This window comes from Vibrio sp. FE10 (genome assembly GCF_030297155.1).
GTDB lineage: Bacteria > Pseudomonadota > Gammaproteobacteria > Enterobacterales > Vibrionaceae > Vibrio > Vibrio apostichopi.
Window position 1 is genome coordinate 1,955,384 of the sequence record NZ_AP028067.1, and the last position, 22,881, is coordinate 1,978,264.

Annotated in this window: 22 protein-coding genes and 2 pseudogenes; 9 read left to right on the top strand and 15 right to left on the bottom strand. The window is 42.4% G+C overall.

All coding sequences use genetic code 11. The features are described 5' to 3' along the window. Positions 1-84 precede the first annotated feature (84 nt). The 8 genes from QUF19_RS08965 to ccoN form a co-directional block, all read right to left on the bottom strand. Positions 85-759 (bottom strand): sulfite exporter TauE/SafE family protein, encoded by a 675-nt coding sequence (locus QUF19_RS08965; RefSeq protein ID WP_286298857.1) that lies wholly within the window; start codon positions 757-759, stop codon positions 85-87. Beyond that, the gene (ccoS, locus tag QUF19_RS08970; protein ID WP_286291427.1) at positions 749-997 is read right to left on the bottom strand and encodes a cbb3-type cytochrome oxidase assembly protein CcoS; all 249 of its coding nucleotides are present in this window, start codon (positions 995-997) and stop codon (positions 749-751) included. The genes QUF19_RS08965 and ccoS overlap by 11 nt, the downstream gene beginning before the upstream one ends. Next, positions 997-3,369: a heavy metal translocating P-type ATPase gene (locus QUF19_RS08975; protein ID WP_286291429.1), complete on the bottom strand. Its 2,373-nt coding sequence runs from the start codon at positions 3,367-3,369 to the stop codon at positions 997-999. The genes ccoS and QUF19_RS08975 overlap by 1 nt, the downstream gene beginning before the upstream one ends. 5 nt (positions 3,370-3,374) lie before the next feature. Beyond that, positions 3,375-3,854, bottom strand: coding sequence for a FixH family protein (locus tag QUF19_RS08980; RefSeq protein WP_286291430.1), 480 nt, complete (start codon positions 3,852-3,854; stop codon positions 3,375-3,377). A gap of 106 nt (positions 3,855-3,960) precedes the next feature. Beyond that, on the bottom strand, positions 3,961-4,935 hold the full coding sequence (gene ccoP, locus QUF19_RS08985; RefSeq protein WP_102437081.1) for a cytochrome-c oxidase, cbb3-type subunit III: 975 nt from the start codon (positions 4,933-4,935) through the stop codon (positions 3,961-3,963). Then, positions 4,935-5,108 carry a cbb3-type cytochrome oxidase subunit 3 gene (locus QUF19_RS08990; RefSeq protein ID WP_286291433.1) on the bottom strand — a complete coding sequence of 58 codons (174 nt, stop codon included), beginning with the start codon at positions 5,106-5,108 and terminating at the stop codon, positions 4,935-4,937. Before QUF19_RS08990 ends, ccoP begins: the two co-directional genes overlap by 1 nt. A gap of 9 nt (positions 5,109-5,117) precedes the next feature. After that, positions 5,118-5,738, bottom strand: coding sequence for a cytochrome-c oxidase, cbb3-type subunit II (gene ccoO / locus QUF19_RS08995; RefSeq protein ID WP_016767204.1), 621 nt, complete (start codon positions 5,736-5,738; stop codon positions 5,118-5,120). Between the two features lie 11 nt (positions 5,739-5,749). Then, positions 5,750-7,183 carry a cytochrome-c oxidase, cbb3-type subunit I gene (gene ccoN, locus QUF19_RS09000; protein WP_102437077.1) on the bottom strand — a complete coding sequence of 478 codons (1,434 nt, stop codon included), beginning with the start codon at positions 7,181-7,183 and terminating at the stop codon, positions 5,750-5,752. A 252-nt stretch (positions 7,184-7,435) separates the two neighbouring features. Here ccoN and QUF19_RS09005 point away from each other — a divergent pair, with 252 nt between their 5' ends. From QUF19_RS09005 to QUF19_RS09025, 5 genes and pseudogenes are all read left to right on the top strand, one after another. Then, positions 7,436-7,801: a hypothetical protein gene (locus tag QUF19_RS09005; RefSeq protein WP_286291444.1), complete on the top strand. Its 366-nt coding sequence runs from the start codon at positions 7,436-7,438 to the stop codon at positions 7,799-7,801. A gap of 115 nt (positions 7,802-7,916) precedes the next feature. Then, positions 7,917-9,101, top strand: coding sequence for an FIST signal transduction protein (locus QUF19_RS09010; protein ID WP_286291445.1), 1,185 nt, complete (start codon positions 7,917-7,919; stop codon positions 9,099-9,101). Next, on the top strand, positions 9,101-10,828 hold the full coding sequence (locus QUF19_RS09015) for an ATP-binding protein (RefSeq protein ID WP_286291448.1): 1,728 nt from the start codon (positions 9,101-9,103) through the stop codon (positions 10,826-10,828). Before QUF19_RS09010 ends, QUF19_RS09015 begins: the two co-directional genes overlap by 1 nt. A 302-nt stretch (positions 10,829-11,130) precedes the next feature. Beyond that, positions 11,131-12,465: an ISNCY family transposase gene (locus tag QUF19_RS09020; protein ID WP_286298858.1), complete on the top strand. Its 1,335-nt coding sequence runs from the start codon at positions 11,131-11,133 to the stop codon at positions 12,463-12,465. Positions 12,466-12,597: 132 nt separating this feature from the next. Further along, positions 12,598-13,122: pseudogene (locus QUF19_RS09025) on the top strand (transposase family protein); the annotation flags it as partial. A gap of 221 nt (positions 13,123-13,343) precedes the next feature. On the opposite strand, the pseudogene QUF19_RS09030 reads toward QUF19_RS09025, so the two are convergent. Then, positions 13,344-13,481 (bottom strand): annotated as a pseudogene (locus tag QUF19_RS09030) (M15 family metallopeptidase); the annotation flags it as partial. A gap of 293 nt (positions 13,482-13,774) precedes the next feature. Here QUF19_RS09030 and QUF19_RS09035 point away from each other — a divergent pair. Together QUF19_RS09035 and QUF19_RS09040 are read left to right on the top strand one after the other, a co-directional pair. Then, positions 13,775-14,449 (top strand): hypothetical protein, encoded by a 675-nt coding sequence (locus QUF19_RS09035; protein ID WP_286291452.1) that lies wholly within the window; start codon positions 13,775-13,777, stop codon positions 14,447-14,449. A gap of 416 nt (positions 14,450-14,865) precedes the next feature. Beyond that, positions 14,866-15,468: a DUF2971 domain-containing protein gene (locus QUF19_RS09040; protein ID WP_286291455.1), complete on the top strand. Its 603-nt coding sequence runs from the start codon at positions 14,866-14,868 to the stop codon at positions 15,466-15,468. A gap of 99 nt (positions 15,469-15,567) precedes the next feature. On the opposite strand, the gene QUF19_RS09045 is transcribed toward QUF19_RS09040, so the two are convergent. The 4 genes from QUF19_RS09045 to matP all read right to left on the bottom strand — a co-directional run bounded on the left by QUF19_RS09045 (position 15,568) and on the right by matP (position 18,165). Next, the gene (locus QUF19_RS09045) at positions 15,568-16,788 is read right to left on the bottom strand and encodes a hypothetical protein (protein WP_286291456.1); all 1,221 of its coding nucleotides are present in this window, start codon (positions 16,786-16,788) and stop codon (positions 15,568-15,570) included. A 176-nt stretch (positions 16,789-16,964) separates the two neighbouring features. After that, positions 16,965-17,276: a hypothetical protein gene (locus QUF19_RS09050; RefSeq protein WP_286291458.1), complete on the bottom strand. Its 312-nt coding sequence runs from the start codon at positions 17,274-17,276 to the stop codon at positions 16,965-16,967. Positions 17,277-17,380: 104 nt separating this feature from the next. Then, the gene (locus QUF19_RS09055) at positions 17,381-17,689 is read right to left on the bottom strand and encodes a DUF3634 family protein (protein WP_102437523.1); all 309 of its coding nucleotides are present in this window, start codon (positions 17,687-17,689) and stop codon (positions 17,381-17,383) included. Between the two features lie 20 nt (positions 17,690-17,709). Then, positions 17,710-18,165, bottom strand: coding sequence for a macrodomain Ter protein MatP (gene matP, locus QUF19_RS09060; protein WP_017106977.1), 456 nt, complete (start codon positions 18,163-18,165; stop codon positions 17,710-17,712). Positions 18,166-18,353: 188 nt separating this feature from the next. On the opposite strand from matP, the gene QUF19_RS09065 reads away from it, so the two are divergent. After that, positions 18,354-20,006, top strand: a complete 1,653-nt coding sequence (locus QUF19_RS09065) for a Lon protease family protein (protein ID WP_286291489.1) — start codon at positions 18,354-18,356, stop codon at positions 20,004-20,006. 70 nt (positions 20,007-20,076) lie between these two features. After that, the gene (gene fabA, locus QUF19_RS09070) at positions 20,077-20,592 is read left to right on the top strand and encodes a bifunctional 3-hydroxydecanoyl-ACP dehydratase/trans-2-decenoyl-ACP isomerase (RefSeq protein WP_029223508.1); all 516 of its coding nucleotides are present in this window, start codon (positions 20,077-20,079) and stop codon (positions 20,590-20,592) included. 214 nt (positions 20,593-20,806) lie between these two features. Here fabA and rmf read toward each other — a convergent pair whose 3' ends face one another. Together rmf and QUF19_RS09080 are read right to left on the bottom strand one after the other, a co-directional pair. Next, entirely contained in the window at positions 20,807-20,980 is a 174-nt protein-coding gene (rmf, locus tag QUF19_RS09075) for a ribosome modulation factor (protein WP_017074275.1), read from the bottom strand. A gap of 160 nt (positions 20,981-21,140) precedes the next feature. Continuing rightward, positions 21,141-22,874 (bottom strand): DUF3466 family protein, encoded by a 1,734-nt coding sequence (locus QUF19_RS09080; RefSeq protein WP_286291533.1) that lies wholly within the window; start codon positions 22,872-22,874, stop codon positions 21,141-21,143. Between the last annotated feature and the right edge of the window lie 7 nt (positions 22,875-22,881).

The following is a 22,881-nucleotide window of genomic DNA, read 5'->3' on the forward strand; positions in this document are numbered from 1 at the left end:
CAATCTTTCACTATTTGATATACGTCAATATTTTAGCATTCCTTTATCCAGTTGGGTAGTAAAAAAACCGGATTTAAAGAATGACTATACGGTATAAATAATGAGCTGCAGTGCCATATAACCAGTATAAAAACCATAAATAAGGATTAGAATTGCGCCTAGTTGGCGAAATAAGTCGGCTTGTTGCAGTTTCTTGAGAAAATTTGCGCCCATACCAACAGTAAGCATGACAGGTAGCGTCCCTAAACCGAAAGCAAGCATGATACCCGCTCCGTTATACCAGCTTCCCGATACCGCTGCCCACGTCAACATAGAGTAAACAAGGCCACATGGAAGCCAACCCCAGAAGAAACCGAATGGTAAAGCATGGCTAGGGTGCTTTAATGGTAGAAATGATTTACCTAAAGGAGATATGTAACGCCATAGCTTCTGTCCGACTTTTTCGAAGAACAACAAGCCGAACCACCATTTACCGATGTACAAACCTAAAATAATCATAAAGACGGCAGCAAATAAACGAAGCCAACCAAGTAAGGCATTAAAATCGCTCAACTGGCCAATCGAAGAAATCGCACCGCCAATCACGCCACCAATTACGGCATAGCTTAGCAGTCGTCCGAGATTATAAAGGAGGGGAATAACAGGGGAAGGTTTACTGTTGCCAATAGACAGAAGCGACGCAATACCACCACACATTCCCATGCAATGGCCTGCGCCGATCAATCCAACAACAAAAGCGCCAATCCAATCAGGCGTCATCATTCTTCTTTTCTGCGTTAGATTGTGTTTCAGTCGAGCTATGTTTGTTGTCGCTCTCTTTCGAGGCTGCGGTAGGCTTAGTATCAACGTTAATATGGTTATCTTCATCAAACAGAATGTTGTGGCCTTGACGCTCAAGGTCTTCAAACTGCTCACTCTTAACTGCCCATAGAAAGATACCGACAGCGATGCATACAAGTACGATCGCAATTGGAATGAGTATGTATAAACTTTCCATTATTTACCTTGCTCTTTTAAAAGCCTTAACGAGTTAGACACAACAATAATAGAGCTAGCAGACATGCCAACAACGGCAATGTACGGAGCAACCAAACCTGCGACAGCCAATGGAAGAATAAGTAGGTTATACCCCAACGACCACGCTAAGTTCTCACGGATTATCTTACGCGTTTTAAGCGCCAATGTACGTGATTTAAGTAATCTATCGAGTTTATCGCCCAATAACACCATATCAGCAGAGGCTTTCGCTACATCCGTACCGCCACCCATAGCAACCGAAAGGTGTGCACCCGCAAGAATAGGCGCATCGTTGATGCCATCGCCAACCATCATGGTGATGTCGCTTGCGTCTCTAGAGTTAAGGTAAGCCAGTTTATCTTCTGGTTTCGCGTTAGCAACAATGTCAGTAATACCAATCTCTGCCGCAACAGGTTTCGCGTTAATCAAAGAATCGCCAGTCAGCAGCGTAGTTTTGATTCCCGCTTCTTTGAATTGCTTAATGAACTCGATACTTTCTTTACGAATCGGGTCTTCATAAGTGAATGTTGCGATATGACGACCAGCCATCGACAAGTAAATACCGTTACTTTCAGATGGCTGAGCTTCACCTAGAATGAACTCGCTACTACCAATCGCCACTTCTTGCCCATTCCACTCACCAGTTATACCTGAACCAATCACGTTGTTCACCGACTCCACTTCGATATCATCTGAAGTATGAGTTTTAAACGCTTTAGCGATAGGGTGGTTAGCGTGTTGTTCTAAGCTCGCCGCGACTTGCAGGCATGTTTCTTTATCAAGATCAGCAAACGTCTCGACTTTGCTGATACGAATATCACCTTCAGTCAGCGTGCCCGTTTTATCGATGATTAAGTGGTTCACTTTACACAAGGTTTCAAATACGTGGCCTTTGCGCAGCAAAATACCGAAGTTACCCATACGAGATGTTGAACACGTAATCGCGGTCGGTGTCGCAAGAGACAGAGCGCAAGGGCAGGTAGCCACTAATACTGAAAGCATGATCCAGAATGCGTCTTCTGGTCGTGTTTGGTGCCAGTAGAACCAAGTCCCGAATGAAATGATTAAGATAACCGCGACAAAGTATCGCGCTACTACATCGGCAATTTCAGCAATTCTAGGCTTGGAAAGTTGAGCTTCATCTTGAAGACGAACGATATTAGAAATAACCGAATCCGCTTTAGAGGTCATTACTTCCAATTCAAACGATTCATCACCATTGAGTGTGCCAGCAAAAACGGTATCGCCTTCATTCTTAACGACATGGAGCGATTCGCCAGTTAACATGGATTCATCGATGTGAATTCTACCAGACAGTACTTTGCCATCCGCGGGGATATGCTCGCCAGGAAGAACGCGAATCTGGTCGCCAACCTTCAAGGTTTTTACCGGAACTTGCTCACCGTCCAACGTTGTTGCCATTGCGGGAACAAGCTTAAGCAGGTTACCACTCGCAGCTGCCGCCTTACGACGCGCTCTCATCTCTAAGAAACGTCCTAGAAGCAAGAAGAAGGTAAACATCGAGATAGATTCAAAGAACACTTCGCCTTGCTCTGTTACCGTTGCCACCAAACTCGCAACGTAAGCAAATAGCAAAGCAATCGACACAGGAACATCCATTCCCAAGGTTCGGCCTTTGATACTACGCCAAGCGTTAATATAGAACGGTAATGCAGAGTAGAGCAGTACTGGCGTTGCGAAGATCAAACTCACCCAACGAAAGTAGCTTTTAAATTCAGGCTCAAGACTGCCAAACACTTCGAGATAAAGCGCCACAGCTAACATCATGACTTGCATGGTCGCTAAACCCGCAACACCAAGACGATAGAGATAATTCTTCATCGAGCGATGGTAGGCCGCTTCTTGTTGATCAGCCTCGAATGGCGCCGCTTTGTAGCCTAGGGTGTGGATTGCCGATAACAACTCACTGAGTTTAACTTGAGTGTTGTCCCAGCTGAGCAGGGCACGGTTGGTAGTCGTGTTAACGCGAATACTGTCAACGCCGGCTTTTGAGGACACTTGCTTTTCAATAAGCCATGCACAAGCCGCACAAGAGACACCTTCTAGTGACAATGTCACCTCTGAGGTATTTTCAGAGCTACGGACAAACTCTAATTGAACATCTTCGTTGTCGTAATGGCTGAGTGCCAGAAGCTGCTCTGGCACCAGATCTGCTTTTTCAGCTGGAGCAGTACGGTATTGGTAATAAGAGACCAAACCGCTATCTATGATTGTCTGAGCTACGGTTTCGCAACCCGGACAACACATAGGTCGAACCGCCCCTAAGATTTCTACTTTAAAATCCGTTTCCGCTGGTACATCTTCACCGCAGTGATAACAGGATTCACACATAAGCTTTAGTTCGTTAGTTGAGTAGGAGTATCAATAGGGAAGTTCATGCGACCTTGCACTAACCATTCAGAATCATGCGGAGAAAGCTCGATAAACCAAGGGCCTTGCATTTCGTGGTCCAGAGTCAAAGTGTAGTTGCCGCTCGCATCAGCCGTCAGTAGCTGAGTGAAATCACGGTCAGGTAACGTTCGGTGTGCGAACATTGCGTTAATAGCAGGGAAGTGGTCAAGCTTGCCTTTGTTTAGAGTAATGATAACCGAGTTACCTTTCTCGTTAACTGAAGCCGATAGGCCAAGCTCTTTAGCAATGTTGACTTTTGAAATGTCGACATTAATGCCTTTTCCCTTTTTATAGTAATCTTCACTTACAAGGTGAATTGAATGGTTGGTCAGTATCGCAACTCGAACCAACGTTAGCATAGAAACGCCAACGGTTAGAAAGAGTAAAAACCACGGCCAAAACTGCTTATACCAAGGCTGAACCATATTATTATTCTCAATATATACAATGAAATAAAACTTTTTTACAAACACTTAGGGTTTTAACTGTAAAAGAAAGACAGCCCCTTCAGAAGGGGCTGTTATTATTATGTTACTCTTTATCTGAGTTACTGAGGCTCCACACGTAGGATGAAACCAGCTGTACTTTGTCTTCGCCTAGAATGTCTTTCCAAGCAGGCATTACGCCAGAACGTCCGTACATAACTGTTTCAGTTACATCTGCGCGAGAATCGCCAAACAACCAATCGCGGTCAGTCAGGTCAGGAGCGCCAACAGCAGGGTTACCCTTACCATCAGTACCGTGACACGCTGCACACACTACAAAGCGAGCTTTACCAGCTTCTGCTTCACGTGCGTTTACGCTACGACCAGAAAGGCTAAGAGTGTAGCTAACTACTTCTTTTACGCCTTCTTCGCCAAGAGCGTCTTTCCAACCTGGCATTTGACCGACACGACCATGCATGATGGTAGTAACGATAGCTTGCGGTTCACCGCCATATAGCCATGCATCGTCAGTCAAGTTAGGGAAGCCCTTTTGACCACGAGCATCAGAGCCGTGACACTGAGAACAGTTTTGTAGGAACAAACGTTGACCCACTTTGATTGCTTCAGCATCAGATGCGATATCAGGAACAGAACGTAGACCGTTCTCATCATGAGCTAGCTTCTTAAATGCTTCGCCAAAGTAAGTGTTCGCGTCATCAAGCTCTTTCGCGTACTCGTCTAGCTGTTTGTTAGCTTGAGCTGCAGCGATTGCAGAGCGAGACTCTTCTACGCTACGAACTGTTTGGTTTGAACTCGTCCAACCTAGTAGACCTTTAAAGTTGCCAAGGCCTGGGTATAGAGCTAGATAAACAGCTGCAAACACAATTGTGCTAATGAAAAGGTATGTCCACCACTTAGGTAGTGGGTTATTAAGCTCACGAATACCATCGTATTCGTGGCCCATATCATGACCTGGTTCTACACCTGTTTTATCGTTGGAACACCAACGAAGTAAGGCTGCACAACCAATCAGCGTACCGATTGTGATTACTGTTACCCAAATACTCCAGAATGTACTCATTACTTCGTCACTCCTTGATTTATATCTTTCGCAGGTGTTTCATCAGCGAACACTAGGTTTGCATCTTCATCGAAACGCGACTTACGGTTTTTACCGAAAGCCCACCAAACGATGCCGATGAAACAAGCAAAAACAGTAACAGTCCAAACACTTTGAAATGTAATAATGTCCATAATTATTCCTTATTTCATTGCGTGGCCAAGCGATTGAAGGTAAGCGATGATTGCATCCATCTCTGTTTTTCCTTCAACATCTTGTTTAGCGTTAGCAATTTGTTCGTCTGTGTAAGGAACACCAAATTGATTGCGGAAGAGTTCAAGCTTCTGCTTAGTCAATTTGCCATCAAGTACATTCTCAGCAAGCCATGGGAAACCAGGCATGTTTGATTCAGGAACAAGTTCGCGTGGGTCTAGAAGGTGAACACGGTGCCACTCATCAGAGTAACGATCACCAACACGCGCTAGATCTGGACCAGTACGCTTAGAACCCCATAGGAATGGATGTTCCCAAACGCTTTCGCCCGCTACAGAGTAGTGACCGTAACGTTCAGTTTCAGAGCGGAAAGGACGAATCATTTGGCTGTGACATACGTTACAACCTTCACGAATGTAAATATCACGACCTTCCATTTCCAGAGCAGAGTAAACGCGTAGGTTTTCTACAGGTTCAGTCGTCTGCTTTTGGAAAATAAGCGGAGTGATTTCTACTAAAGCACCAAAGCTGATTGCGATAACGATTAAGATCGCTAGTAGACCAACGTTTTTCTCGACCAACTCATGGCGATTATTTGAATTTGAGCTCATTCTAAATCTCCTTAAGCCGGTTGAGGGATAGCTTTAAGGCTATCTTTAGGTGCAGAAACAGTTTTGTACGTGTTGTATGCCAGTAAGAACATACCAGATAGGAAGATAAGACCACCTAAGAAACGTACAAAGTAGAACGGGTAAGAAGCTTCTACAGATTCTACAAAGCTGTAAGTCAATGTACCGTCAGAGTTAACTGCACGCCACATCAGACCTTGCATCACACCAGAGATCCACATTGCAACAATGTAGAAAACGGTACCAATCGTTGCTAACCAGAAGTGAACATTGATTAGAGATACAGAGTACATACGCTCTTGACCAAATAGTTTAGGAACTAAGTGGTAAACCGAACCAATTGAAACCATTGCAACCCAACCTAACGCACCAGAGTGAACGTGACCGATAGTCCAGTCCGTGTAGTGAGATAGTGCATTAACCGTTTTGATTGCCATCATCGGGCCTTCGAAAGTCGACATGCCGTAGAATGATAGAGAAACGATTAGGAAACGTAGGATTGGGTCGTAGCGAAGCTTATGCCACGCGCCAGATAGAGTCATAATACCGTTGATCATGCCACCCCAAGAAGGAGCAAACAGAACCAAAGACATAACCATACCTAGAGACTGAGTCCAGTCTGGAAGTGCAGTGTAGTGTAGGTGGTGAGGACCAGCCCAGATATACAGAGACACAAGAGCCCAGAAGTGAACAATCGACAAACGGTAAGAGTAAACAGGGCGACCAGCTTGTTTAGGGACGAAGTAATACATCATACCTAGGAAACCAGCTGTCAATAGGAAGCCTACCGCATTGTGTCCGTACCACCATTGCACCATTGCATCGATAGCACCGGAGTAAATCGAATACGATTTAAACGCAGATACTGGAACAGCTAGACTGTTCACTATATGCAACACGGCAACCGTGATGATGAAGGCTCCGAAGAACCAGTTAGCTACATAAATGTGCGATGTCTTACGCTTAATCATAGTTCCGAAGAACACGACCGCATAAGCTACCCACACAAGAGTAATAGCAATATCGATTGGCCATTCAAGTTCTGCGTATTCTTTACCAGAGGTTAAACCTAACGGTAAAGTAATTGCAGCGGACAGGATAATCGCTTGCCAACCCCAAAAGGTAAAGGCTACGAGAGGGCCACCAAAGAGACGCGTCTGACAGGTACGTTGAACAACATAATATGATGTTGCAAACAGCGCACTTGTACCGAACGCAAAAATAACCGCATTAGTATGCAGGGGACGTAAACGACTGTACGTCAACCACGGCGTATCAAAGTTTAGCTGTGGCCAAACTAATTGAGCGGCAATCAAAACACCAACGCCCATACCGACAATACCCCACAAAATTGTAACGAGGGTAAATTGACGGACGACCGTATAGTTGTAGTTTTGTTCAAGCTGCTTTTCTTGGCTCATTTGCATGCTTCCAATTTCTTATTTACTACACTTTACTTCCAACACGACTCACGTCGTAATGCCACCCAAATTAGAAAAGGAAATTCAGCCTATTCAGGACTTTATTTCCACTTGCTGATTTTAAAAAAAAGTGGCATTTTCAACGCGACACTATACTTGAATTAACAAATCAATGACAGAGTAGTAACCTTACGCTTGGTCTGGAATTGGATTTTTATTTAAAAACTTTGAACTTTGTAACAAGGAGTAAAGATTATAATGGCGGCACAAAAGCTAACAAAAGGCAGGCTTGCTCAAATTATCGGCATATTGGTTATTTTAATAGCGGCATTTACTTGGAGAACAGTGACATACGACCAAGACGAGACGATAAACTGTATAGTTTCAAAACCTTGTCAAATTACTATTGATAAACATAATGTTTTAATTTCGGACGATAACCTAGGCTATTTAATCGAAACATCTAAAACTGGTAAATTTATCATTAGCTATGATGGAGAGGGAATTCTTGATGAAAACGAAGCATCAAATTGGGCTTTGAAAACGACTGATAAAGCTTCATCAATAACCATCACATTCCCACAACAAAGTGGCACATATTTGGTCAACATTTCAAAAGAATAACAGAGCATAGAAATCACTTACACCGTAGTTTATTGATAGAAAGATGTACTAAATCAGTAAAACTTAATGCATAAAGGTGTTATAAATAGATTATTAATAAAGTATTCAGAAATCTATGAAATTTCGATCAAAAGTCTCTTATTCCTTAGATGATAAAATTGCGGTAGATGAGTTACTCTCGGGAGTTGAGACCCCAGAGCAGATAGCTTGTCTCATTTGCTACTGTACAGAAGAGTATTCAACACTCGCTGTACAGCGATATTTGGTAGACGCTCTTCCGAATACTCCTATCCACGGATGCACCACTTGCCACGGCATCATGACAGAAACTGGATTTCATTCAGGGCCAGTCATTGGTGTTCTTATCATCTATGATTCTGGGATCAATGCCTATGGAACTGGCATTGAGCACTTTTCGGATTCTATAGAAGCCAGCACCTTTAGAGCTATCGACAAAGCACTGATAAATGCTAATAGAGAAGGTGAAATACCTGACTTAATCTTACTTCATTCCACTCCTGGTAATGAAGAAAAGGTGATGGCGGCTATCGACACAAAATTTGGTACAGAAGTGCCCATTGTTGGGGGCAGTGCAGCTGACAATCAGGTGTCCGGAAATTGGAGCATATTCAACGAAGAATCGCTCTCTATTAACGGCGTCTCGTTGACCGTCGTATTTGCATCGCAATCTATATATTCATCACTAAGCTCAGGGCATACGCCAACTCAATTTTCAGGTACCGTCACCAAGGTAAGAAATCGAATACTATTAGAGATCGACAATAGGCCTGCAACCACCGTTTATAATGAGTGGACTAATTTTCATTTAGGTGGCAGTGATGATGGATATATTTTTGAGAAATCTACCGTTTATCCATTAGGCCGAAAAGTCGGCTCTTCTTACGATTACCCATATTTCAAGTTATCGCATTCGATCAGAGAAACTGAGTGTAATGGTATCGAGTTGTTCACTGATATAAATGAAGGCGACACCATTTATTTGATGCAGGGCTCTAAGCAACAACTTATCAGCCGTGCCGCCAACATCATTCATTCTTCTTATTATAACGACATGGATCTTGAAGAAAAATTAGGGGCGATCAACATCTTTTGCGCAGGACCAATGCTACACCTGAAACAAGATATGGATGAGGTCTGCGACCAGATAAATCAGGCACTTAACGGCCTGCCATACATCTGTCCATTTACTTTTGGCGAGCAAGGAAGGCTCTCTGGTGGGGAAAACGCGCACGGAAACTTGATGGTATCCTCAGCAACGTTTTATAGGTTAAAAAAGTAATGAGTTCCGAAGGTCAAGAAGCGCTGCAAGAAGCTCGTATTGAACTACAAAAACTAAAACTCCGGGAACGAAAACTCGCTGAAGAGAATAGGGTGATCTTATCGACTATCTCTGCGATCAGTAAAGCGGGTAACATTTCCGAGATATTCTCTAGCTTGGAGTTTGTCCTCAAGAAATACATTAAATTCGACGACTTTATTGTGGTATCAAGAGTAGGGAACCACGGTGCTTTCAAAACCCTGCTAACCAATAACAAAGTCTTTGAACAGATGAAATGGAACGATTGCGGTAAGCTTTCGCGAGTCATCAATGGAGAATGCGCCATCCTTTTTGAACCCAAATCGCTGGGTGAATTCAACTCTTTGCATCCCATTGTTCTCGACCAAATTAACTCCGTTCTGATCACCGGTATTGATAGCGGCCTAACTCAATCCGTCATTATCTTTATCCACTCCAACACCAAACACTTCAGCATTGAAACCAAAGCGACATTGAACCGTTTCCGTCCTCTGATTGAACGAGCGGTCTTCGATATTGAGAACAAAGAGAAGCTTGAAGCAACGGTAAGAGAACGAACCGCAGAGCTCGTTAACGCAAGAAAGGAAGCAGAAGAAGCCAACAAAGCGAAATCTGAATTCCTAGCGATGATGAGTCATGAACTCAGGACACCGTTGAACGCTATTATTGGACTCATTGACACACTCAAATCCACCGCGCTAACTCAAGACCAGCAATCTATACTGCTTAATATGAGCACATCGTCTGAGCTTTTGTTGGCCATTATCAGTGATGTGTTGGATTTCTCTAAGATTGAATCTGGGTGTTTCTCGTTAGCACCTCAGTGGAACAACGTAAGAGACACTGTAACTTTTGTTTTATCCGAACAAAGAAAGGCCGCAGACAGCAAAGGTTTAGCCTTGACGGTGACAACTGATATCCCTGAAGACGAGCTTCATTATATCGACCAGAGTCGTTTGGCGCAGATCCTTTTTAATTTGATTGGCAATGCAATCAAGTTTACCGAGCGCGGACAAGTACATGTTTCGATCAAGTATCAACAAAGCTCGTTCTATATCACGGTAGAAGATTCAGGGATTGGAATCAGCGCGCAGCAGCTTTCGTCATTATTCAGTCCATTTGTTCAAGCCGATAGCACGATTACTAGAAGGTTCGGTGGCACAGGCTTAGGATTGGCGATCACCAAACGCCTTGTTGAGTTGATGCGAGGTCGAATCTTTGTAAACAGCGAACTAGGACAAGGCTCCAAATTCGAAGTGCAATTGCCAGTTTCGACGAGAGTCGTCTGTGACAAAACAAACAGACAAAATGATCTGCAGATTCAAGAACAACCAAGAAGTCGATACTCAGTATTGGTTGTAGAAGACAATCCAACCAATCAAATGGTCATAAAGTTAATCTTAACGCGACAAGGCCACGAGGTTTTCATTGCTAGCAATGGTGAGGAAGCCATTGGCTTCATCGAAAGAGACAGTGACTCAATAGACATAATCTTAATGGATGTGTCGATGCCGGTAATGGATGGATTAACGACAACCAAATACATGAGAGAAGCAAACATCCAAACACCAATTGTCGCGCTAACAGCACACACATCAGTAGAAGACCGATTTTCTTGTTTAGATATCGGCATGAATGATTTCGTGACTAAACCAGTTAGAACCAAAGAAATTACAGAAGCAATTGATAGGCTCATGCTTGAAGTCTAATAAACATATTCTGAATCGAAGATTAGGATATATGTTTATTAGGTATTTTATGGTAAATAGCCTTACTGTTAAATAGAACACCGATGTAGCGCCATAATGAGAGGCAGGGCATCAAATAAAGATACCTGCCTTATAAACACCAAATACAATTTAACATAATATACATAATACGCAGTTGGCTTGTAAGCCCCAGATAGTAATGTCACTTTTGAGCTAGATTAAAATGTCACCTTAGTACTGGTTGCTGACTACATTTCATGTACCAACTTCGGTTACTAAGGACTACTGAGATGTTGATTGCCATGAGTGAAAAAGAAATTAGTCGATTCAAGGTTATTCAAGACGTCTGTGAACATCGTTTGCGTCGTACTGATGCGGCAGAGATACTTTCGTTAAGTGAGCGTCAAGTTCAAAGGTTAATGAACAAACTACGTGAACATGGTGCGGCTAGTTTAACCCATGCTTCTAGAGGTAAACCCAGTAATCGACGTTATTCTGACGAGTATCGCAAAGAGATTCTTTCGACTATCCATAAATACTATTCTGATTTCTCGCCCACATTTGCACGTGAAAAGATCATAGAAAATCATAATTTAGCTATCTCGTTAGAAACACTTCGCCAATGGATGATTGCCGACAACCTTTGGATCCCGCACTCACAACGAAAACCTAGAGTCTATCAACCTCGTTACCGTCGAGACTGTCTTGGAGAATTGATTCAGATAGATGGCTCACATCATGACTGGTTTGAGGGCCGCAGCGACAAATGCTGCCTACTGGTGTTCATTGATGATGCGACTGGCCGCTTGATGAACCTAAGATTCAGTGAGACAGAATCCGCGTTTGATTACATGCTGACCACGCGTGAATACCTTAATGAGCACGGTAAACCCATCGCATTTTACAGTGACAAGCACTCGATTTTTCGAGTGAATCAGGAGAAACACAAACAAGTTGGCCAAACTCAATACGGGCGCGTGTTGAAAGAACTGGCCATAGAACTCATCTGTGCCAACAGCTCCCAAGCCAAAGGACGCGTGGAGCGAGCCAACCTCACGCTGCAAGACCGGCTGGTTAAAGAGATGCGCTTACAAGGTATCGACACCATCGAACAAGCCAACGCCTGGCTTCCCTACTTCATCGCCGATTTTAACCATCGCTTTGCTAAGCCCGCTCAATACCCAAAAGACATGCATCGTCCGGTTCGAGAGTCCAAGCAAGAACTCGACGATATTTTCAGTTGGCAAGAAACCCGCAAGCTCTCAAAGTCGCTGACATTTCAATACGATAAAGTGATTTATCTCATTGAACCTACTAAAGAAAACAGCCGACTAGCGCACGAACATGTCAAGATACTCGACTACCCAAACGGTGAAATCGCCATCCAATACGGGCATCGAAAACTCGAATTCAAAACCTTCGACAAACTCGAGCAAGTTCAACAAACCCAAATCGTCGACAACAAACGCCTCGGCCAAGTTTTAAAGTTTGCTCAGCAACAACAAGAAGAATTCGAACAACAACAGCAACGAACTCGCAGTAAGAAAGCCCCCAAACGCCGCGCACAGCAAAAAGCCCTTCAAACAATCAACCCAGTCCTCACCGAACCATTCAAAGCCTCCAGTCGAAAGACCTAACAACGGGACATTTCTATTTGGGGCAAATGAGGACATTTTAAAATGGGATTGACACGGTTTGAGCCATTTTAAAATGTCCTCCTAAGCTTACCTATATTGGTCTGCTTAGGAGCTATCCGGATGCTTATTACTATGAGTGAAAAAGATATTCATCGATTCAAGGTGCTTACTGACGTACGTGAAAAACGACTACGCCAAGTTGACGCTGCTATCATTTTGAATCTGTCTGCCCGTCATATCCGACGTTTGGTAAACAAACTTGTCTCTCTTGGCGCTCAAAGTCTTACACACGCATCGCGTTGACGCCCAAGTAATCAACGTTACTCAGAACATTTCAGAATTGAAATACTGAAACTTATCCGTGAGCATTACTCTGACTTCTCACCAACGTTCGCTCTGGAAAAACTGACTGAACGACACAATCTATCCGTCTCTGAAGAAACACTCCGTCAATGGATGATCGCCGACGGACTGTGGCTTCCACATTCACAACGCAAACCTCGAGTCTATCAGCCTCGTTACCGTCGTGATTGCTTGGGTGAACTTATCCAAATTGACGGCTCCCATCATGACTGGTTTGAAGGCCGCAGCGACAAATGCTGCCTATTAATGTTAATTGATGATGCGACTGGCCGTTTGATGAACCTAAGATTCAGCACGTGAAATCTTTGCGTATTCAACACCTTATATCTTACGGATTGTGCGTACCACGCCGGATTAAGTCCTTAATTAAGCGGCTTATACGTCGCTACGCCACCGCTCACAAGATTCAGTAACACGCTAATCATGGAACGATTCAATTCAACGTGTGGATCATCTCTAAGGCTTTTTCAGTCAACGCCCCAAATGATCGAAACTTCAAGCTCCCTAGCCGCTTGTTAAAAGGCTTTGCTGATCGCTTCGTAATACTTAAAGTCCCATTTCACCTTGTGGTTTTCATCGTAAGCCACTAAATCAACCGCATGGCCGGATTGATGGCGACTTGGACGTTTGTGGCCGTCAAGTTGGCTCAAACCCTCCTGATAGAATTGGTATTGGCGTTTGGCGGTACGTAGCCCTTCCGTAACAGAGAACGACTTCGTCTTGCCTTAGGAAACATTTTTGAAATTGGCATTACATAGTCCATCAATCACAAAGCAAACTTGAGAAAGTCACATACAGAGTGACATCAAAACCACGGCTTCTCGACTTAAGAAACCAATCAATATCACCAATTAGGCAGTTAAAATAACCATTTTAAATCAATGATATAAAAGTAGTTGCAAGTTTCATCTATACTCCGCCGCTGTATTAAATCGGAGCCCATACTTTGCAAACAAACAATGACCAAAAGCAAGCAATTATCTTATGCGCACTACTAACCATTGGATCTACTTTCTTTAATGTTGACGTAATGGTGGCGAGCGTTGGTGAGCAAGTCATCTCATTCGTTTCTACGTTTATCACATACGTTGTCATTATTTGTTTGTTGTTAAAATTCACTAATGTGGACGTTATCAGTTCTCATTATCGAATCTTGATTGGTATTAGTTTTATTGGCATGACGATCTTAGAGAATGTTTATCCGGTCATCCTGTACAGTGACCAAATATTTATTACTGAGTACTACGTTATCTTTTGCATCGAACTCGTTCTAAGTATCTACGTTACGAACGTCATAATTAATGTATCCAATATACTTGGTCATTTGGGAAGACTCTCTCTACTCGATTCATTGCAGGCGAAGATAAAAGGAAGACGAAATTCAAAAGCTGAAGCAACTCGGGTATATAAAAAGCTCTATCCAGTATTGGAGCTCCTTCTTGATCAAGGCTATAGTTTTGATTCACTGGAAGTTAAAGGTATTGTTAAAGTGTTAGGCGACTTGCCAGCATTAGGAAAGAAGCGAGAGAACTTCGCTAAGTCTTATCTCAGAGATGAGTTCACACTACGTAAGTTGCCACGCGACCCTTCATGCTTTGAAGGACAAACGCTTTGGCACTGATATATCCAGATAAACATAGATATCCATGCCATTTACCCACCCGCTCAAATATCGCCTCAATAAGTGTGTTAACCCAAGCTGTTTGTCTTATATAATTGTTATACCGCTTCTAATCACTCTGGAGCACACCCTCATACTTCTTTGAGTTCGGTTGTGACCCAAGGCTTTCTCTTCAAGCTGAATTGTTCAACAACAAAAAGTTACGTTGTCTCTTACCCTGAATAACACCTCTCCTACCAAATTAGGTCAACACAAAATAACCTCTTAAACAGGCTGCTATTTCGTGTTTAAATTTTGATCTGTCAAACAATTATCTTAATAAATAAGGTGATTAAGCAATCAAATGCAATGCACTCATGCTGTCTTTGTATAGTTAAATGTTAGTATCTAGCAATGTTGTAAAATAGGTGTTTGATATGTTGCCTAAACTTTATAAGTTCAGAACGCTTCATGATAGAAACATACAGTCTATCTCTGAGTGTTCGTTGTGGTTTGATCACGCTAAAACCTTTAACAACCCTTTTGAATCGAACCACATATTTGACCCAACTCTTCAGAACGAGTTCAAGGTGATGTGCTTCTCCCAATCGAGTGACCACCCTATACTTTGGTCTCAGTACGGCGATAGCTTCAAAGGCATGTGCATTGAATACGACCTCAATCATTACGATGGAGAAGCAAACCTCAACTGTTTTAAAGTGCAATATGAAGATGACCCGACTCGATTTAGTTTGCCGTCGACCCTCAACTTACAAGGATCGGATTTGGGCGCTGCGCTCTTTAAAATTAAACACTCTAATTGGCGCTACGAAGAAGAATATCGGTGGGTTTTACATGATGAGGAGCTCGTTGGGAATAAACTTTACCTTAATAAAGAGTGCTTAAGCGCTGTCATCCTTTCAGAGCATGCTCCGCCAGATCGAAAGCTAAAAGTCCTTATGATATGCCAGAGCCTTGGAATACCAGTCAAACACGCAATTGCGAGGCAGAATTCCTGCACTTTTGAAGTAGTCAATTAAATCAGATAGATAGCTAACGTACGTTCAACAAACTGAAATCTCACCGTGAGTTACATTGTAACTAAAAAGAGGAGCCACATTAGATTGTGGCTCCTCTTTTTACATGTTTGTGGTCAGCTTGCCAGGTGTTCTGGCCTGCATTTGCTCCATGGTCGCTACGGACATCTGAACCGTTGAAAACCAATAAGGCCTATGTTTAATGTTAAACAATTCGCTATTCTCTAAGGCTTCAAAAATAGAGAACTTTCTGCCCTGCGAAAGCGCTGCACCGTACACGCTTCGTTCAAGGACTGGGATATCGTGAACTTCTTCGAGGAGCGCACGCTTAATAAACTGGTTATTTGGACTCCAATCTATGTAATCGACTAGCTTTTTCAGTAACTTAGTGTCTAAGATTTCTATCATAGATTCGAGAAACTGTGTGTTCGGAATAACCTCTGTACATGCATAGTATTCGTCATGCTTGTCACTTGCATCCCGATAACCAAGCATGGTTTTAACGAGTGCATCTTCAAACGTCGCTGAAAAATGATTACAAATGACGAATAACGGCAGCGTTCTTAATACACCAAGTAAAATACCAGCGTCTGGCTCTTTTACTGACGTCTCTTGTAACCGCATTCGGGTAGAGTTTGCTGTAACAACCAGGTGTTGCCAGACCTTGGGAACAATTGGCTTGATGTTATCATCAGACCATTTAATGAGTTGCTGACTCATGAGTAATGGAAAGAGTAATTTACAATTTTCTATTCCAATTTGTCTTGCTGCTACTTTTGGATCCAGCACCACTTTCGATTTTTTACCGTATTTTTCTGTAAATTCCGGATTCGACACAAACTCAATTAGACTTGAACTTAGTGGCCTACTTTCAGCTGAAATTTGGTGCAACTTGGAGAAATTCAAAGATGATGAATAAGCGACACTAGCGAAATGGTTAAAATCCGGAAGTTCAGAAAAAAGAGAGCTCATCAGTGTTTGTTCAAGCTTCTCAATCATTAAGTCGGAAGCCGTATTACACACATCATCAATTACGTAGCGTAATGTATTTTGCTTAGCGACGACTTTCTCACGACGAGCACTGACTCTGTCTTGTTCACATCGCAACAGAATTCGCTGATTGTGAGATATTCGATCATTCTCATCGAAAATAACGCTATCACAATAGCGATTTTCCAAACTTAGCAGCGTGTCTACTGTCGTTTGTTTGAGTTTAAACTTTGGAGAGACTAACCACTTATTGAAGTGTCTTTCTACGTTAATTGAAACTTTTCTCGATATTTCAATAACTTCAGGAGTGTAATTTTTGTTTGCTAACAACAACCGTGACTTTCCTTGACCTAATCCTAGCTATTCATCGTATTATATCCTAGCTATATATAATTAAGTCAATATTAATAGATATTTAAGATGTACTAAGAACCTAGATAGTACAAAACATCTATAAAGGTTTAGTTATAGTGCATTGAGTATACACCTAGAAAGATCGAGATCGTTGACTAACCTTCGATGTGTAAACGAATGTACTTTTCAGGGAAGCTGTATTTAAACTTTCGATCATCAGGCAAGTGTTTTCGCGCTTGTTTGCATACTCGACTATCACCGGAAGTCCTAACCTTTTTAATTCGAGCATAGCCTTTTGAGTGCCGCATTTCGATCATTAGGTCGCAGTACCCTTCGAGTTCGATCGAGCTTTTCTTCATCACTTTGAGGATTGAAGATTTAATTTTCTTCGCTACCGGGTTAATTAATGCATCGTCGGCGAGTATGTTTGGAGACATAAAGCACAACAAAAATACGAGATATTTCATACTGTTCTCAACTATGTGGTGTTGAAAACAGTATGCAAATTATTAGGAGAAGTATGAGGTTAAATTAGTACTAGAGATTAGTAAGCAAACCATGATTTCAAAAGTTATGCCTTCTTGGAGCCTTTAGATTTGAAGCCATTGTGAGGAAATACATTTCGAATACGTTGTTGAACATTCTTAGGAATATCTTTGGTGAACTTCAAATTGTAACCAGAACGCTTTGCGTAAACCTTAAGCTCTCCTTGAAATGCATTGTTGTGACCGATTTCTTGAAGATTGTGCTTGAAACTAGGCGGTAAATGCCCTTTTACTTGTTCAATCGCACCTTCATTGAACTTTATCCTCAATACGGGTCTATCAATTGCGACGAGCCAAAAAACCAATACGGCTCCGATTAAGATTACATACATCATAATGCCACCACTAATGCTGCTTATTTGTCGTCAGAAAGAAGTTTACTCAAATCTTCTTTGAGACTGGTTACTGTTTTACTGGCCTGCTCGCTTCGAGATGCTTCACTAACCAAATACTCGATCGCGTCAGATAACGTACAGCCGAGTTCGTTTGCGCGTTGAGATAGCTTCTCCCAAACGCGATAATCTAGATCGATCGACTTCTTTTTAGTATGAACTTGTTCGGCGTTGAAGTGACGTTTACGTTTGGCTCTGATCGCTTGTTTAAGCTTGTTATCAAGCTCCGGAGACATGTTATTTGAGATCCACTCAAGAACCCCTGTAGGTTGGTGTTCTAGCTTCAACAAAGCTTGCACGGCAACATCAGCTTCACTTGAATCAATATGGCAGGTGATCGAATCACCTTCTTTCCATTTTTTTACCAAGTAGTTCCATTTCCAACCACATTCTAAATTTTCAAGCTGCTGATATTTCATGTCTAATCTCGAGAGTTAACCTAGTGACAGCGTAACCCATATTGGGTTACTTAACAATTATTGTCTTGAAAGAGTAGACCAAGATCATACTTATATTAGCTTAGTGTTTAGTAACTACAACATAGACCTATATGACTCCTCGCTTTTTCTATATACTCCCTACCTTATTATCATAATCAGACATTTAAATGACTCAAGTAGATTGGCGACATGTAACGCCTCAGTACGATGAATATAGCGCTCAATTAGAGCAATTCCCTGACATATCTCCTTTCACATTCTCAGATATTCAACATAGATTTAGAGATGCGCTAACCCGTTTTGTATGCCTATCCAATCTTTCACGAGTTCTACTTGTTAATGCGCCTGACAATTCGATCTATCGTCAACTCATCGTTGAATCTTTAACGAAAGAGTTAAACAACGACGCTCAGCCTGTTATAAAAACCGAATCTTTAAATGCAGCCGCTTTGTTTGACCAAGTTCAGTCTAAAGATGGTGAAATTGTAGCAACAAAGCCGGGCCTACTTTCTAGAGCAAACAACGGTTACCTGGTTGTTTCAGCAAACCTGATCCTTGCAAATCCCGGAAGCTGGCTATTATTGAAATCAGCGCTTCTCGGTGAAGCTGTTGAGCCAATTAGCAGTTTTCCTGAGCATCTAAATCAGGCACCTATCGAAGCACTGACATACAACATTAAGTTAATTGTTGTCGGAGACCGCGCTCAACTTGGTGATCTGGATTATCTAGATGGCGATATTCAAACAGGGTTTTGTCTATTCAGTGAAATAGAACAAGATATTAAGCTCTCCAATGAGAGCCTAACGCAATACCTTGGCTATCTTAAGTGGTTACAACGACGGTATAACCTTCCAACGATAACTCAAGAAGCTTTGGTTGGAATCCTAACGGCAGGCGCAAGAGAAACGGAAGACCAAAGCTACATACCGCTATGTCCGATTTGGCATAACGCGCTGTTGAATGAAGCGCTCATCGAAGCAAATGGTGCTGACATTGATATTCACCATATTCAACAAGCTCAACAACACAAATACAACCGCGAGTCTTACCTTCCTGAACGTGCTCTCGATGATATTCGAGATGGCCAGGTCATTATCGAAACTGAGGGTGAGCAAGTCGGCCAAGTTAACGGTCTGACGGTTATCGACGTTCCTGGACACCCTATTTCTTATGGTGAACCAGCTCGTATCTCCTGTGTTATTCATTTTGGCGATGGCGACATTACCGATGTAGAAAGAAAAGCAGAGCTTGGTGGCAACCTTCACGCTAAAGGCATGATGATCATGCAAGCGTTCGTAAGCAGTGCGCTAAACCTTGAAGATCCGTTGCCATATGCTGCTTCTGTTGTGTTTGAGCAATCATACTGCGAAGTTGATGGCGATAGTGCTTCTCTCGCTGAGCTGTGCTCTTTGGTAAGTGCTTTGTCGGAATACCCTATCAATCAACAAATAGCGGTAACCGGTGCTGTCGACCAATTCGGTCGTGTACAAGCGGTTGGTGGGCTAAACGAGAAAATCGAAGGTTTCTACCATGTGTGTAAACACAACGGGTTAACTGGCGAACAAGGTGTGATCCTTCCAAGATCTAACTTAAGACATCTTGCTCTGAAGCCAGACCTGATTGAAAGCATCAAAAACAATGAATTCCATATTTGGTCTGTCTCTAATGTAGATGAAGCGATTCCTCTCATTATGAACGCACCATTTAGGGACGAAGAACAAGAAAGCGTTCTGAGTAAAATCGCAGAACGTATTGAAAACTTTGAAAGACATGAACACCCAATTGGAATTGTTGGACGCATTAAAAACTGGTTTGTCTAGTACTGATCGGACTTGTTTAGCGTACACCTGTTCACTAATATGCACCTATCAAAAATCGGAGTAATTGATAATGCAAAACAAACGTGATTCTTACACTCGCGAAGAGCTTCTAGCATCAAGCCAAGGCGAACTATGGCCAGAAGGCCCTCAACTACCAGCACCAAACATGTTAATGATGGATCGCATCACTAAGATGTCTGAAACTGAAGGTGATTTCGGTAAAGGTTTGATTCTTGCTGAGCTGGATATTACTCCTGACCTATGGTTCTTCGATTGCCACTTCCCTGGTGACCCAGTAATGCCTGGCTGTCTTGGCCTAGACGCAATGTGGCAGCTAGTTGGCTTCTATCTTGGTTGGGTTGGCGGCAAAGGCAAAGGCCGTGCTCTAGGTGTTGGTGAAGTTAAATTCACTGGCCAAATCCTACCTACGGCTAAAAAAGTAACTTACGAAATTCACATGAAGCGTGTTGTTAACCGTCGCCTAGTAATGGGCCTTGCAGATGGTCGCGTTCTTGTTGATGGTAAAGAGATCTATGTTGCTAAAGATTTGAAAGTGGGTCTTTTCCAAGATACATCAGCATTCTAGTTTAATAGTTAGATTTTTAATAAAGCAGCCAATGGTTGCTTTATTTTTATTTCAATGTATTTAGTTATAGTGCGTAAGATATAGCTTAAGTAACTCTGATCAGTTATATGTCCACCAGCCAGATATGCTAAATAACTTTTATCGCTCTCAGAAACTAACAAGGCTCCATGTTGCAACAACATGGAGCCTTGACCTTTGAATATGTTCGCCCTATCTACTTATAGAGACCTGAATGCTTATCATCTTTGGCATCACGCCAACCACCTAACCAATATGATTTAGAATCCATTTGGCTATATGGGCAAGCTTCTTGTGACCTACCATTTAAACCAGCTTTGTAACCTTGAGATTGTGCTCGTTCTAGGCGATCACGCTTTTGTCTCTTCATAGTGCAGTCCTCATACGGGTGTTCGTTTACTAACATACAATGATTACAACTTCGTGGAGTTTTGTTGACTCCAACTTTAAGAATCGACCACTTTTGAACTTTTCTCAAGGCGAAACAAAGCCCGAGTTCAGAATTGTGAACTCGGGCTCAAGAGATAAAATTATTTAAATTTTCTACGGAACCCTAACAGACCAAGTACAGTCAAACCTAACCAACCTAGGCTACCGCCTTGACGATCAACTTTCTCTGTATCAGCACTACGAGTTTGGATATCGGCTTTACTTTTACCAGCGATAGGAATCAACTTAACAGCAACAACTTCTTCAACTGCATTAGATGCTGCACCGCCACAATATGAGTTATGTGACGTTGTATCGTATGGTTGTGTTGTTCCACCAACGGTACACTTGATAGCTGTTGCTGAGATCACACCTGCATCATTGATATCGGAAGCATCAATAATTCGGAACTTGTTGTTTTCTCCAGAAGCGTTGCCATCATTCGTTAGATCATCTAACCACCAAGCTTGGCCATTGAAGATATCTACACGACGCTCATCTTTCGATGAAGCAACATTATAAGGATAAATAAAGCCTCGGTGTCTACGCTCGCTACCGTCAACTTCACGAGTCGTTTCTGCATCGACTTGACCAACAAACTCGTTAAAGTTGTTCACCGCTTTCGCTTCACCACTCGAACCACCAAAGAAGATACCACCAGATAAGTATGTCGCAGTCGGGGTTGATGCCGAAGCATCAGTCACAACAAACATCTTGTTGCCTGCACTACCACTCTCTGGCACATAGCCATTACGCTTAGAATAACCAACAGCAAACAAGTTCTCGTTAATGTCGGTAGCCACAGAGTTACTGTATCTAGCATCATCACTTGAAGAACCTGACTTAACTTCAGCTCCAGACACAACCTTAGTCTCCCAGCTAGCGGAAGTAAGGTTCAAATCACTTCCAATGAATACACTAGCATTCATATCTTGCAGATCGCCATTACCATTTGCAGTGTTGAAACCCACACCATAAATTTTGTTATTTTCTATAGTCAATGATCTCATACTTCCTTGTGCCAAATATTCTCCTTCCTTGACATCTCCGCTTCTTATCCAATCAATCTCCGTTGTTGTTGTTCCATCCCATATAGCAGCTTTGGAACTAAAAACGTCACCTTCATCATTAGTTTGATCTGTTGAAATACTACCAACGTTATAAGTAGTTGAGTTGTAGGTCAGGCTACCCCACGCTCTTGTTTCTGAATCATTATCATCGGGTTGACCCGCGGTTTCTATTGCGGTATTCCGTATATCTGTACCGTCTGATTTGACACCTAAAGGTTGAGCATTTTCATCCAAAGCATTAATGACTGCATTGGTCGTAGTAAATTCGACTAGATCTTCGACAAATGCTTGAGCATTTAGATAGCTAAGATCTTCCTTCTCTTGGCGCCATGTAACCCAGCGCTTATCTGCCCAACTTTCGCAAGTTGAATACCTAAGTTCGCGGTTACAGTAATTTTCCAAGGTATCGTTGTCTTCGATGTAGCGGAATGAAGCATCCATAGCAAAAGGAACTTCTTCCCGGTAGCTAACTGCTTCAACGGTGTTACGTGTCTCTCCTGCGAGCTTAAACGTACTATCCGCACAGTTAGTTGCATTAGAATCAAAGCAACCTAGAAGTAACTCATCATCAGGTAACGCTGGCAATACTGCGTTAACGTTGACAGCTTTACCTGGCTGAATCGCAACACCAAATATTTCAGATATTTCAGGCTCATCGGCAAAAGAAGGCGTTACTTCAACTACCTTATAAAGCGCAGCATTCGCATTAGTTGCAGCAAAAACTAATGCTGCAACTGTTGTTAGTTTAAATTTAGTACAAGTCATTATTACT

Bases quoted from the DNA above. Each gene is read 5' to 3' on its own strand.
- ccoP (WP_102437081.1), bottom strand. From the start codon at position 4,935: ATGAGTACATTCTGGAGTATTTGGGTAACAGTAATCACAATCGGTACG.
- QUF19_RS09010 (WP_286291445.1), top strand. From the start codon at position 7,917: ATGAAATTTCGATCAAAAGTCTCTTATTCCTTAGATGATAAAATTGCG.
- ccoN (WP_102437077.1), bottom strand. From the start codon at position 7,183: ATGCAAATGAGCCAAGAAAAGCAGCTTGAACAAAACTACAACTATACG.
- QUF19_RS08990 (WP_286291433.1), bottom strand. From the start codon at position 5,108: ATGGACATTATTACATTTCAAAGTGTTTGGACTGTTACTGTTTTTGCT.
- QUF19_RS09050 (WP_286291458.1), bottom strand. From the start codon at position 17,276: ATGAAATATCTCGTATTTTTGTTGTGCTTTATGTCTCCAAACATACTC.
- QUF19_RS09065 (WP_286291489.1), top strand. From the start codon at position 18,354: ATGACTCAAGTAGATTGGCGACATGTAACGCCTCAGTACGATGAATAT.
- matP (WP_017106977.1), bottom strand. From the start codon at position 18,165: ATGAAATATCAGCAGCTTGAAAATTTAGAATGTGGTTGGAAATGGAAC.
- QUF19_RS09040 (WP_286291455.1), top strand. From the start codon at position 14,866: ATGTTGCCTAAACTTTATAAGTTCAGAACGCTTCATGATAGAAACATA.
- QUF19_RS08965 (WP_286298857.1), bottom strand. From the start codon at position 759: ATGACGCCTGATTGGATTGGCGCTTTTGTTGTTGGATTGATCGGCGCA.
- QUF19_RS09015 (WP_286291448.1), top strand. From the start codon at position 9,101: ATGAGTTCCGAAGGTCAAGAAGCGCTGCAAGAAGCTCGTATTGAACTA.
- QUF19_RS09055 (WP_102437523.1), bottom strand. From the start codon at position 17,689: ATGATGTATGTAATCTTAATCGGAGCCGTATTGGTTTTTTGGCTCGTC.
- rmf (WP_017074275.1), bottom strand. From the start codon at position 20,980: ATGAAGAGACAAAAGCGTGATCGCCTAGAACGAGCACAATCTCAAGGT.
- QUF19_RS09080 (WP_286291533.1), bottom strand. From the start codon at position 22,874: ATGACTTGTACTAAATTTAAACTAACAACAGTTGCAGCATTAGTTTTT.
- QUF19_RS09020 (WP_286298858.1), top strand. From the start codon at position 11,131: ATGAGTGAAAAAGAAATTAGTCGATTCAAGGTTATTCAAGACGTCTGT.
- ccoS (WP_286291427.1), bottom strand. From the start codon at position 997: ATGGAAAGTTTATACATACTCATTCCAATTGCGATCGTACTTGTATGC.
- QUF19_RS08980 (WP_286291430.1), bottom strand. From the start codon at position 3,854: ATGGTTCAGCCTTGGTATAAGCAGTTTTGGCCGTGGTTTTTACTCTTT.
- ccoO (WP_016767204.1), bottom strand. From the start codon at position 5,738: ATGAGCTCAAATTCAAATAATCGCCATGAGTTGGTCGAGAAAAACGTT.
- QUF19_RS09005 (WP_286291444.1), top strand. From the start codon at position 7,436: ATGGCGGCACAAAAGCTAACAAAAGGCAGGCTTGCTCAAATTATCGGC.
- QUF19_RS08975 (WP_286291429.1), bottom strand. From the start codon at position 3,369: ATGTGTGAATCCTGTTATCACTGCGGTGAAGATGTACCAGCGGAAACG.
- fabA (WP_029223508.1), top strand. From the start codon at position 20,077: ATGCAAAACAAACGTGATTCTTACACTCGCGAAGAGCTTCTAGCATCA.